The 12,669-nt window shown below is 41.0% G+C and carries 10 protein-coding genes; 6 read left to right on the top strand and 4 right to left on the bottom strand.

The window, feature by feature from the left end; all coding sequences use genetic code 11:
- Positions 1-4 precede the first annotated feature (4 nt).
- From L990_RS00595 to L990_RS00585, 3 genes are all read left to right on the top strand, one after another.
- Entirely contained in the window at positions 5-1,933 is a 1,929-nt protein-coding gene (locus L990_RS00595) for an MGH1-like glycoside hydrolase domain-containing protein (protein WP_047444480.1), read from the top strand.
- A gap of 179 nt (positions 1,934-2,112) precedes the next feature.
- Complete coding sequence (locus tag L990_RS00590; protein WP_047444479.1) at positions 2,113-2,739, top strand: hypothetical protein; 627 nt, start codon at positions 2,113-2,115, stop codon at positions 2,737-2,739.
- A gap of 145 nt (positions 2,740-2,884) precedes the next feature.
- Positions 2,885-3,829, top strand: coding sequence for a GyrI-like domain-containing protein (locus L990_RS00585; RefSeq protein WP_047444476.1), 945 nt, complete (start codon positions 2,885-2,887; stop codon positions 3,827-3,829).
- 200 nt (positions 3,830-4,029) lie between these two features.
- On the opposite strand, the gene L990_RS00580 is transcribed toward L990_RS00585, so the two are convergent.
- Together L990_RS00580 and L990_RS18935 are read right to left on the bottom strand one after the other, a co-directional pair.
- Positions 4,030-5,343 carry a hypothetical protein gene (locus L990_RS00580; protein WP_047444474.1) on the bottom strand — a complete coding sequence of 438 codons (1,314 nt, stop codon included), beginning with the start codon at positions 5,341-5,343 and terminating at the stop codon, positions 4,030-4,032.
- A gap of 1 nt (position 5,344) precedes the next feature.
- Entirely contained in the window at positions 5,345-5,944 is a 600-nt protein-coding gene (locus L990_RS18935; RefSeq protein WP_081981556.1) for an RNA polymerase sigma factor, read from the bottom strand.
- 90 nt (positions 5,945-6,034) lie between these two features.
- Between L990_RS18935 and L990_RS00570 the strand changes: the two genes are divergently transcribed.
- Positions 6,035-7,963 (top strand): PQQ-binding-like beta-propeller repeat protein, encoded by a 1,929-nt coding sequence (locus L990_RS00570; RefSeq protein ID WP_047444469.1) that lies wholly within the window; start codon positions 6,035-6,037, stop codon positions 7,961-7,963.
- Positions 7,964-8,056: 93 nt separating this feature from the next.
- On the opposite strand, the gene L990_RS00565 is transcribed toward L990_RS00570, so the two are convergent.
- Together L990_RS00565 and L990_RS00560 are read right to left on the bottom strand one after the other, a co-directional pair.
- Positions 8,057-8,857 carry a hypothetical protein gene (locus L990_RS00565; protein WP_047444467.1) on the bottom strand — a complete coding sequence of 267 codons (801 nt, stop codon included), beginning with the start codon at positions 8,855-8,857 and terminating at the stop codon, positions 8,057-8,059.
- Positions 8,858-9,279: 422 nt separating this feature from the next.
- Entirely contained in the window at positions 9,280-9,906 is a 627-nt protein-coding gene (locus tag L990_RS00560; protein WP_047444465.1) for a hypothetical protein, read from the bottom strand.
- A gap of 706 nt (positions 9,907-10,612) precedes the next feature.
- On the opposite strand from L990_RS00560, the gene L990_RS00555 reads away from it, so the two are divergent.
- Positions 10,613-11,908, top strand: coding sequence for a sensor histidine kinase (locus L990_RS00555; protein WP_047444464.1), 1,296 nt, complete (start codon positions 10,613-10,615; stop codon positions 11,906-11,908).
- A gap of 280 nt (positions 11,909-12,188) precedes the next feature.
- Complete coding sequence (locus L990_RS00550; RefSeq protein WP_047444462.1) at positions 12,189-12,560, top strand: four helix bundle protein; 372 nt, start codon at positions 12,189-12,191, stop codon at positions 12,558-12,560.
- Positions 12,561-12,669: the final 109 nt, after the last annotated feature.

Below are 12,669 nucleotides of genomic sequence, written 5' to 3'. Positions count from 1 at the left end.
GATAATGAGGAAGCAGGATATAACACAAAGAGCGCGAATTGCGCTTCTTTGTTTGTTCGGAACCATAGCTGGTTTGCCTCTATCAGCCAACCAGCCTAAAGATGTGAGAAGTAGCTTCGAGAACATCTTAGACATCCGCTATACGCCTAAGCAAAAAAGCGGAACTAAGGGTTTGTTCACAGATGCTGGCTCGTGGATGGGATTTACAATTCCGGCAAACGATTCCATCAACGGGTTTTGTGGCCCATTTGATATTGATGGTAGAGCATGGCTTAGCAAAAGTTTTGCTCAAGTAGGAGTAGTTACCGACCAAGGAAAAATACCAGCAAACCGCTTCTCTACCGTATCATCCAACTATATTCCCGGACAAATAAGCCTTACAGGCCAATATAATGACATCACCGTTCAACAAACGCTTCAGTTTGTTGATAAAAATTTTGCGCTGCTCACATTAAATGCAAATAAAGGGGTAGGATGGACTATAAACTCTGAACTCTGGCTCAATGCTGACGCTTCTAATCAAGGGAATACCATTGTTGCCCGCCTAAAAAATGGCGAGATAATGACGGTTACCTTCCCTAATAGTTTTACTGTTGTGCTAAATAAAAGAACCTATACCGCAACGTGCCAAAATGCATTGCCTACCCAGCATGTTGTGGTTGGGTTCTTTACAAATCAAGCGCAGCTAACAAAAAATGGAGCGTTTGCCAATACAATCCTAAAAAATGCAGCAAAATATAGCCAGCTATCTGCGCAACGATGGAACGGTTATCTGAATAAATGCCTACGAGAAGATATGAGCGCCGATGCAAACCGCATTGCTGCCAAAAGTATCGTTACGCTAATTAGCAACTGGCGCAGCGCAAAGGGAGACCTACTTCACGATGGTGTTGTACCCTCTCATGCTGTAGGCTATTTTGTTGGACTATGGGCGTGGGATTCTTGGAAGCATGCCGTAGCACTATCGCACTTCGAGCCTGAGCTGGCAAAAAACCAAATTCGTGCCATGTTCGATTACCAGCTCGAAGACGGTATGGTGATAGACTGCATCTATAGCGATAAAAAGGAAAATAATGCCCGAGATAGCAAACCACCTTTGGCAGCATGGTGCGTAATGGAGGTATACAAGCAAACAAAAGATCTTGCTTTTGTAAAGGAGATGTTCCCGAAGCTCGTTAAGTACAACCAGTGGTGGTACAAATTCCGTGATCATAACCGCAATGGAATTTGCGAGTTTGGTGCAATAGATGGCACCACTGAAGCTGCAAAATGGGAAAGCGGAATGGATAATGCCGTACGTTACGACGATGCAACCATGGTAAAAAACGCGAAAGATGCATGGAGCTTTAACCAAGAATCGGTAGACCTTAACGCCTACCTATGCCTCGAAGCAAAGCTTCTTTCCGAGATGGCAAAACTCATTGGTACAAGCTATAAATCACCTGTTGAGAGCGACAAAATTAACTCCGCATTTTTCGATAGTTCAAAGGACTACTACTACGATCGCGATCTAAACGGTAAGTTCATCCAAATTGAAGGACCTGAAGGATGGATTCCTTTGTGGGCAGGCATTGCATCGGCAACAAATGCTAAAAGCGTGATGAAAGTGATAATGGATAGCACCAAGTTTGCCACCTACATCCCCTTCCCTACCCTTAGCGCAGACAATCCTAAGTTCGATCCAAAAGGATACTGGAGAGGCCCCATTTGGCTCGATCAGGTATACTTTGGAATTTCGGGAATAAGAAAGTATGGCTACAAAGAGGAGGCAGATAGCTTTACCATGCAGGTATTTGACCGTTTAAATGGATTAAAGACCGATGCTCCAATACACGAAAACTACGGAACTCATACCGGCGAGCGTTTAAAAACTCCACACTTTAGCTGGTCGGCAGCGCACCTGCTAATGCTTTATTGGGAATACAAAAGATAGTAGTTTTTTCATACCTAGTTTTACTTACATAGTCTAAGGCAAGACACAACGCAGGGTTATGCGCGTGTCTTGCCTATTTTTTTAATATAAAAATGCCCATATCAGCTGGTAATCTGTTTAAATATTGAAAAATACCCGATCTTTATAAAAAACCACAACCAACAAAAGCCAATCCGCCAATGAAAAAGCTTCTTACACTTACTATAATCACACTTACAGCCCTTGCGGCAAATTCTCAGTCGATAGTAGGAACACCCAATAGCATGTACTTGGTGTACAATAACCCAAACAGCTACTTCTATCTAAAAATTGATGGCAAAGAAAAAAGCAGCACCGAGATAGAAAACATGTATCAAGTTGACAATAAAATAGTGCAGCTGCTAACCGTCAAAAAGAGCGATTTCATGACCACCAAGTCAACCATACAAAAGCGAGATGACATACTTATGCAGTACTACCGCTTCGAAAAGGAATACCTAGATACCATATTTCAAAAACAGATAACCTTTACGGTAGAGATGCGAAAAACTAGCAAAGGTAGAGATTACATCTTCTGGACATACCATTCGTTGTTACCCCAAGATACCATCGCCACAGACTCAACTCGAACCATTCCTATAGACAAGCAGCTATATGTGGCAACAGAAGTAGGTTCAACCATCGTTGGCGCATCTACCGCATTCTTTAAGGGAGAAAGCAACCTTGAGGAGCTAAAGCAGTTCTTGTTTAATATCATGGAGTCTATAACCATTAGCCCCAAACGAATAGATGTGTACGATTTAAACAAGCGCGTAAATGCGCTATAATCAAAATAGAAACATCAACATCCTACATCTTTCAACCGGCTCCTTTACCCTAAAACAACACATACAACTTCTCATCCTACATCCATAGCTTAACACCTCGTAAACTTTCGCTAATTTTGGGGCAACATCCTATCACCATTACCCAATGAAAAAAGTTAACGAGCATTTAGAGAAAGAGTACATCTTTAGAATAAATAAGTCGTTAGATTACATAGAGAAAAATATAAGCCAGCAGCTAACCCTCGAAGAGGTTGCTGCAGTTGCCAACTTCTCAAAGTTTCATTTCAACCGCATATTCCAAGCCATTACCGGCGAAACCGCCTACCAGCTAATACTAAGGCTACGCCTCGAAAAGGCTGCCATCATCATAACCCAACGTCCTAACGAGAACATATCGGAAATAGCCCTAAAATGTGGCTTCACAGACGCCTCCGTATTTGCCCGAAACTTTAAAAGCTACTTTAAGGTTTCCGCATCGCAATATCGAGAGCAGCTCGCTCATAAAAGCAATAATCGTCAAGAGGAGCGCACTAAACAACAAGCCTTCGAGCGCCCAACACCCTACTTTTGTCCCAGTTCCAAATCACTAAAATGGAAAAGTAACATGGTACAAAACAAAGGAGTAGAAGTAAAAGAACTTCCAACAATGACGGTTGCCTATATTAGGCATATTGGTCCCTACAAGGGCGAAGCACAGCTATTCGAACGCTTATGGAATAAGCTTTTTGCATGGGGAGGTCCTAGAGGCTTAATAGGTACACCCAACTTTAAGCTAATCGCCGTTTACCACGACGATCCTAACGTTACCATCGAGGATAAGCTGCGCATGAGCGTTTGCATTACCGTACCTACCGACACCAAGGTTGAAGGAGAAGTTGGAAAAATGGAAATAGAAAATGGAACCTATGCAGTTGCCCGCTTTGAACTTGGCAAGGATGAGTTTACTGAAGCATGGAATTGGGTTTATGGTGTTTGGTTTCCAACAAGCGGCTATCAACCCGACGATAAGCCTTGCTTCGAGATCTACCCAGAGGAACCTCAGAATGGAAAGTTTATTGTAGACATCTGCGTTCCGGTAAAACCAATGTAGCACAACATTAAGGCTGGAGTTCTAGAATCCAGCTTTAACCCAAACTCTACACCACCAATGCGAAACGCAATCATCGCTAACCTTGTGTATAGTACGGCTAACTTAGCAAGCATGCTTATCTGGGATATTATTAGCCTATTCCATCCCATCGATAATGGGTAAAATATAAGGGCGAAGCTTTTAGCTTCGCCTTTACTTTTTTATAGACCGCCATCAACAAGCCACACCTTATTCTTATTATCATTTCGTAATGCCAAGTTATGCTTTCGTACACTACCATCTTTAAGAATTATATGGTAGGGCACAAACTCACCAGGATATAGTCCCGACTTAAATGGTTCCCCTACTTTAATAACCTTAAGACCTGCAAAATACTTCTTTATAGCATCCAACGCTGAAGCATACTGCGACATCGGCACCTGAATTGAAGCCCAGTCGTTGCGAGCCATGCCTTCGAAGACAATCTCGGCTGCACGTTTGCTGGAGATGCTACTAAACGTTTCACTCTTAACATCTTTCAGCTTATTGACATCCTCAAAGGTTACCCCTTCGAAGGTACTAGCATCGTAAAGAGATGGAATAATAGGAACATTATATGCAATGCTTTCGGTTTCAAGAATCAGCGTTTCCCGCGTTCCCTCTAGGATATAAATTTTAAGCCCCTTAAGCAGCTTAGTCTTTGCATCGAATACATACTCCCGCCTATTATCCGACTCCTGAATAGAACGATTCTTGCAGTAATCGTTAATAAAATTACCCTGAGCCTTTGATCTAATAGTTAGATAAATCATCCCTGCTTTTTCCTTAACGGTTACCTTTGCACCCTTATCGTTTATACCCTGCTGCTCCTTCATAAGAATAGACTCCGGATTTAACAGCAAGCGAAACCACTCTACAAAACCAGCGTTTAACCCTGCCTTATATCCTGCATTAACAGTCTTAATCCATAGGTAATCATTCATTCCATCGCAAAAGGCCACACGGTCACCCTTATCTACCCTCCATTTTTCGGGAGCCTCAAAAGATTTGGAAATGGTATGATCCACCATATCGTACTTCGTATCAACCAGCGCAAAGTTGTCGTGAGCTATAGTGCGCACCTTTAGCCTTATAACCATACTCTTAACCGATTCCGTAGCCTTTATAGAACTTTCAAGTAGCGAATCGGCCTTTGCAGAACCCGCACCTATTCTAAAAAGTGGAAATACCAGCATTATGGCAACCAAGATAGCAGCAACGGCTACTCCCTTTTTAATCTTTGAGTTTAACAAAGCCATTTGCTTCAGCTTACGTCTCATCATTTCATCCTCCTTACTTAAGTTATTAATTACATTTTGCTTAAGTGAAACTGGAGTGCTTGGCATATGTCGAATTTGCAGGTGATCAATAACCTCTCGCATCTCTAAAAAGTCGGCTTTACAATCAGGACAAGCGTGCATGTGAGCCCTTAGCTCTGAGGCTAAAGGTTCTTTACAGATTCCGTCAAAAAGGACAGCCATTTCTTGCTTAAACATACTACAGTCCATGATTTACCTCCTTTACTTTTTCAATTTTAGACTTTAGCTTATCAATACCATACTTAAACCTCGACTTTACCGTGGTAACTGGAATCTCCTGCAGCTGCGCGATTTCCACAAAGCTTAGCCCGTCAAAAACTCGCAACCTTACAATTTCAGACTGCTCCTCAGGTAAGCCATCTAGAAGCATTTCTATTCGGCTGTACTCCTCCATTAGCATCAGATTATCAGAAGTAGTATTCTCTCCCACCTCTTGCCTTTTCGGAATTGATTCAAGCGTATCAAACCTTCTACGACTTTTCCTTCTGCTGTAATCGATACAAGCATTAGAGATACTCCGATAAAGATATCCTTTCAGGTTGTCCACCTTATCCAGATAAGCAGTGTCGTTATACAGTTTAATAAATACATCCTGAACAATATCCTGAGCATCGGGTAAGTTTCCTGTTCTAAAGAAGGCAAACCTAAAAAGCTGGTCCTGAAATTCAACAATTACCTGCTCAAGTTTCTTCAATCTATTACGGCCGTAAGATTCTTCCATATTTTTATTAAGCATTCGAGATAATGACGCTAACGCTGCACGAAAAGACTTAAACATACATTAAATATTGAAATTTTCAGGAATCTCCCAATTTGCTACCTTTGCAGCAACATTATAGTATCCGACTTATTTTTACCTAATTATTATATGAAAAAATCACTCGTAATCGTTGCAATGCTTTTTCTTGGAGAAGCCTATGCACAAGTTGATGTTAGATGGAAAACTCCGATTGAAGGAAATCCAAAATCGATCTACTTTCACAACTTTACACAAACTCCAGTGGTAGAAACGTCGGCATACTACTATGGAATTAACAGTAGCGACAACTCTGTTGCTTGGTCTATCAAAAAATCAGAAAAGGTAGCTGCATTACAGGCTGCTAGAACAGCCAGCTCTCTTACTGCTTCTGACGATATGACCAAAGGGTTAGATCTTGCTGAGTATTCTGAAATACCTTACTCGCAGTTTGCATCTATCTGCGGGAACTTAATCGACATCAGCACTGGTAAAGTAATTCTTGGAGAAAGCAACCAGCCTTATAAGTCTGTACTGTCAAACGACATTATCCCTGAATTAAACATCGTGCTAATTAAGGTAAAAGCAGAGGATGGATCTGAGGTTTTACATGCAGTAGATCTATCAACTGACAACCTTCTATGGAGCACAAAGCTTGCTGATGCCAACCTAACAAAAGATGCGCTGAAATTTGTTAGCAAAGCTAATGGATGGGACGTCCTTTCTGTTAACCTATTCAAACCAGCAGCTACCGCTTCAGGAAACGTTATTTACAACAACAATGGTAAGCTAGCGCTTTTAAATGCCACGAATGGCAGCATTATATGGGAAAATGATTGTAACCCTGGCACTTTTTTCACCACGCCTAATCAATCAACCATTCTTGTAGTTGAAAAGCGTTCTGCAGCATCTAACCTAATGTCGCTTAGCGGTCCAAAGCCATTCAGCAAGAAGATTATTGCTATTAACGCAGAAACTGGGAAAAACATATGGGCAGAACCAATTGAGCTAGAAGGAGACTACAAGCTGCACAAATTCCTAGATGACAACCAAATTGCCTTTGCCAATAAAAACAGCGTAAACCTTTACGATATCCAAACAGGGAAGAAGGTTTGGAAAAGAGATTACGAAGCAGATAATATTAGAACAATCTCCCTTATCGGTGATGGTCTAGAAGTTCAATTTGGAAATAAGATAATGGCCGTTGATCTTAAGAGCGGTAAGAAGGCATGGAAGAAGCCTGTTGAAATGGAAGACGTAGATGACAAAGAGGAGTTTGATATCCTTAGAAAAGAGTATAAAAACACCAACGTGGCCATTACTCCCAAAAACTTGAACGTTTACGATAAAGCATCTGGTGATCGCAAATGGGGTTTCCTATTCAACGAAAACGATAGGCTAACTTTTGATGATGCCAATGGGAAAATTGTAGTTATTGGAAAAAAACATATCTACCTACTTGATCCTGACAACCAAAACAAAAAACCTAAAGCAGCTGATATAAAGATTAAAGAGCCTAAAGAAATTGTAGGATGCGATATTAAAGCAGATGGCTATTTCATTTACGGACAAAAGGAATATATTTTCATCAAAAAAGATGGAACTGTTGTTGAGCACAAAACTTACGAGCAGCTTCAAGGCAGTAGACTAAAAAGAGCAGGGTTGCTTACTGCAAGCATTGCCTCTGGCATACTTGGTACTCAAGTAACCACAACCTATGCTGATGGAAGAAAATCTGAATCAGGTCTATTCGTAGACCCTCAAACTGCTAAGAATTTTGAGGAAGCATCATTAGCGCAAGATGCCCTTCGCGCTAAACTTAAAGCGAACGACAAAATGCGCCGTGCAGTTCGTACTAACGAAAACTACGCCTACTTCCTAAAAGGCGACAACAGCAACAACAAAACTGCAATTAGCCTTGTAGTTGTAGACAAGCAAACTGGGAAAGAGGTTAAAACAATAGATTTCAGCTCTAATAGAGAAGTTATTTATGAGGTAGACTCTAGCAATGGGCTACTTTACTTTATGGATAATGGAAACTTCAACATCCTAAGCATTTAATATCACTAGCAATAAAAAAGAGAGCTCACCTTGGTGGGCTCTCTTTTTATATGCCAATAATCGAAATAGAAACAATATATGCGACTATAATTACTACCTATATTCCCCAAGTAAAGGATTTGCCTTGGCATCGTAGCGTATCTCAACGGTTTCTGTTGCTGTACTTTTCTTTATCAATGCCCCATCTTGTAAAATGTAGGTGTTAACCGTTCTTTTTGTAAAGTTACTATTCGAGAATGCCCTATAGAAAGCACCTAGCACATAATGCTTCCCCTTAAATGGATTAGGATGGCTGTCAAATCCCTCAAAAAGCATCTCTTCTTTTTGGATTACCACCCCTTCTGTATTCTTCCACAGCTTTTCTACCTTTACAAGGTTACCATTGCTAAAGGAAAACGTACGCAAGGTATTTCCGCTGGCATCTTTTTCTAACGCTACGTCTGCTTGATACTGGTAGCTTACCGTATTGCCATTTCTTTGCGTTACCTTATCAAGCCTACCTTTAGAATCAAAGCTATATATGGTAGGATTCTTAGGGTTATCCTTTGCATAAAAGGTTAGCTCCGAAGAGGAAAACACCTTAACGCTACTACCTTCGTAGGTAAGCGTTTCATAACATCCTGTATTGAAAGCCCAGCTAAAACTAGTGCCTGCAGCCATAGCAACAACACCTCCCTGTACCTTCACGTAACGCCCCTTCTCCACTACAAAGTTTAGCGTACGCGAATCAGCAGGAATAAGAATGCCATTTACCGCACCGTAGCGCATCTCATCCTTAAAATCTAAGTACTCTACCGCACAATTCTGTAAGATAGGTGTGGAGTCTGATGTATCATCCTTCTCACACCCAAACAGGGTGGCAATAATCCCAAGTAATGCAATTTGTTTTTTCATTTATCCGTAGTATTTGTTAGGTTTTTTAATGCAAAGAATAGAATGTCATTAGAGCCTAGAAGCAACCATTCTTAACTTCAACGTATATCGCCTCTTATGAATCTCCTGCTCCTCTTTACCCTAAAGTAAATTAAAGGACCAATAGATGGGAATACCACAATAAGCATAAGCCATAAGGGTTGTAGCCTATCCCCTCTTAATCTTGATATATTGATATCGTAAAGGGCCCAACCCCATAGAATTACGGAAAGAATAATTAGAGTAAGAATTAGTACGTGCATAGGAACTATATTTAAGTGCAATACAACAACAACCCAAATATATAAATAAATACAAATGTGTTAATATATCATCAAAACCAAAAACCCCAACCTTTCGGTTGGGGTTTTTACGTTGTGTTGCTATTTTACTTAATTATTTGCTTACAGCATTAGAACCTTTACCGGGTCGCAATAAATAGGTTTACCATCGGTACCTTGGTACGCACAACAAAACTGGTACTCAGCACCTCTAGTTAACCCTTCTACCAACACCTTACGGCTAGTTGATGCAACAGATTTCCAGTTAGAAGGGTGAGCTTCTGCTGGTGGATCTATCGTATAACAAAAAAGGTAAAATTTAGAATCGCTACAAGAATCAACAGAAAGAACCACCTCTCCAGAGCTAACGCCGTAGCTAATAGCAAAACCGGTAGGTTTTCCTGGTTGCTTATGACGCTCTGGTTCCTTTACCAACGTAAAACCAGTGGTAGCCAACTTTTCTCTATCGCCTTTTACCTGTATGTTCAAATCTAACGCTAAATCCTCCATAAAGAGGGCAAGATTAAGCTTAGACCTGTTTTTATTTAAGGTATCAACTTTAGAACCACCCTGACTTTTACCTAGGTTTACCTGAAAGTCATCTTTTAAGGTATTAAATACTACCAACCTCTCGGGAGGAATATTAAAATACGGGTTACCTGTCAAACGTTGTACTATACCCTCTACCAGTAGTATCATGCTACTATCTGGTACTTGTTTATAGTTAGTAACAATTTGAATAGTGCTCATAGTTAAAAATATTTGAGCATTAATACTAGCTGTAATAGAAACCAGCTGGAACTATCGTACATGAATAATAAATGCTAGATTCCAACTATTTACTACAACAGCATTTACTGTTATTGAAATAGCAACACATAGTAAACAATGGAGGTAGGGATAAATGTTTATTTTTTAGCTACTTTTTTTCCCAATTTCAAAATAAAAATCAAATACCACACTCTATTTAAACCACAAACACTATATATCAACACATTAACAACACATCACAGTTAACACTTAAACCTAAATATGGAGTAAATGAATAGTCACTCGTTATAAATGAATAGTCATTTACTATAAGTGAATAGTCACTTGTTTCATTTAAATAGTCATTTACTATAAATGACATGTCACTTGTTACAAATGAATAGTCACTTGCTACAGATGACAAGTCACTTGTTACAGATGAATAGTCACTTACTTCAAATGACAAGTCACTTGTTCCATTTAAATAGTCATTTACTACAAATGACAAGTCACTTGTTCCATTTAAGAAGCTAAATGCTCCATATTTTCGGCTAAATAGCAATTCCTCCACCCTAAACGCTGCCAACAGCTGCTCAAAAAATATCCAACAGGTACTACAAGCAACACCTTTCTTTTGGGGAGCAGCAGCATAAGCTTATCGTGCTAAAATCTGTACATTAGCCGGGTAAAAAACTATGCGCATACGATGAAAATAAAGTATAGCTTTTGGCTAATTGCCGGCACCTTCTACCTTGCCCTTGCGGTTGTTCTGATATACGGTTTTTTGAAAAATCCGCGCATGCTGCTGCTCTCCCAGCTACTACTTATACTGCTCTTTGTGGGGCTAATCTACTTCTACCGCCTTATTATACGGCCCATTAACATCATAGCCAGCGGTAGCGACCTTATCAAGGAGCAGGACTTCAGCTCGCGCCTTACCGCCATCGGCCAGCCCGACATCGACAAGCTCATTGGGGTATTCAACAAGATGATGGGACAGCTTAAGGAGGAGCGGCTACGCGTACGCGAGCAGCACTACTTTTTAGATCTGCTTATCAACGCCTCGCCGCTTGGGGTTATTACCCTCGACTTCGACCAGCGCATTAGCAGCCTAAACCCCTCGGCCCAGCGCCTTTTTGTGGGGTCTGAGACCACTGGCAGGCTGCTGGCCGAAATAGACCATCCGCTGGCGGCCGAAATGGCCACGCTTAAGCCCAACGAGCATAAGATTGTCCGCCTAAGCGGGCTGCATGTGTACAAGTGCACCCGCTCCTACTTTATCGACAGGGGATTTCAGCATCCGTTTATTCTGGTAGAGGAGCTAACCCACGAGCTAATACGTACCGAAAAGAAGGCTTACGAAAAGGTGATACGGGTGATGTCTCACGAGGTTAACAACGCTATTGGGGCAACCAACTCGATGCTTAACCTGCTTGCCGATAACCTCCGGCAGTCTGACCTAGCCTACAGCGAAGATTTTTGCAACGTTATAGACATAGCCACCGAGCGGGGAAGCAACCTAAGCCGCCTGATGTCCAACTTTTCGGAGGTGGTGAAGATTCCAGACCCTGCGCGTAAGGAGGTGTCGCTTCAGATGCTTATCGATGCGGTACGGCTGCCGCTAGAGGCCGAATGCCATAAGCGAAACATCAAGTTTACAATAGACCTACCCACTCCCGCTCCCACCATCAATGCTGATATCATTCAAATGGAGCAGGTGCTTATCAATATTGTAAAAAACAGCATGGAATCGATAGGAAGGGATGGACAAATAGTCGTAAAGATTACCAGCAACCCGTTAGCCCTAACGGTAGAGGATAATGGAAAGGGAATTGCCCCCGAGGAGCAGAGCTTGCTATTTACGCCCTTCTTCTCCACCAAGCCCAACGGACAGGGTATTGGTTTGATGTTTATCCGAGAGATTTTGCTAAACCATCAGTATCAGATGTCGCTAGAAACAAAAGCAAATGGCATAACCGAGTTTAGAATTGGATTTAAGTAGAGATTTGAGATATGAGTACAGAGTAGTGAGATATGAGTACAGAGAAGTGGGTAATGAGAAGTGAGAACAAAGAAATAAGTACAAAGTAATGAGTGGTGGGTAGTGAGTAAATCGCAATACTTTGTACCTTGCATTCATATATCACATCGTAATACCTTACACTCTGTACTTTGTACTCATACCTCACATCACAAGACTCTATACTCAATACTCTGTACCTTGTACTCTGTACTCTGCTCAACAACTATATCGCATTATGTGACACCCAAAATATAATCTCATGCATAATTTTAAAGAGCTGGTTGTTTGGCAAAAATCCCATGCATTTGTTTTGGAGATTTACACAACCACAAGAAAGTTCCCTAAGGAGGAAGTTTTTGGCATTACAAATCAGCTGAGAAGAGCGTCAGTTTCGATTGAAGCTAACATTGCCGAAGGTGCAGGAAGAAGTACTCCTAATGACTTTATGCGATTCATAGATATGTCGAACGGTTCCTCTTTTGAGGTTGAAACTTTACTGCTACTTTGTAAAGACTTGGCATACCTATCGGAAGAAGAGAATGAGCAGCTGCTACATAAGCTGGATGAAATCCAAAAGATGCTTTATAAGCTACGAGAACATCTGCTACAAAAAACAAAGGAAAAGAAATAAGGTAATAGAAGAGATATGGGTATTGAGATATGGGTATTGAGATATGAGTATTGAGATATGAGTATTGAGATATGAGTATTGAGATATGAGTATTGAGATATGAGTATTG

Origin of the sequence: Alistipes sp. ZOR0009, from assembly GCF_000798815.1 — a bacterium.
Lineage (GTDB): Bacteria > Bacteroidota > Bacteroidia > Bacteroidales > ZOR0009 > Acetobacteroides.
Note: the sequence above shows the minus strand (reverse complement) of the source record. Positions and strands in the feature narration are given on the sequence as shown.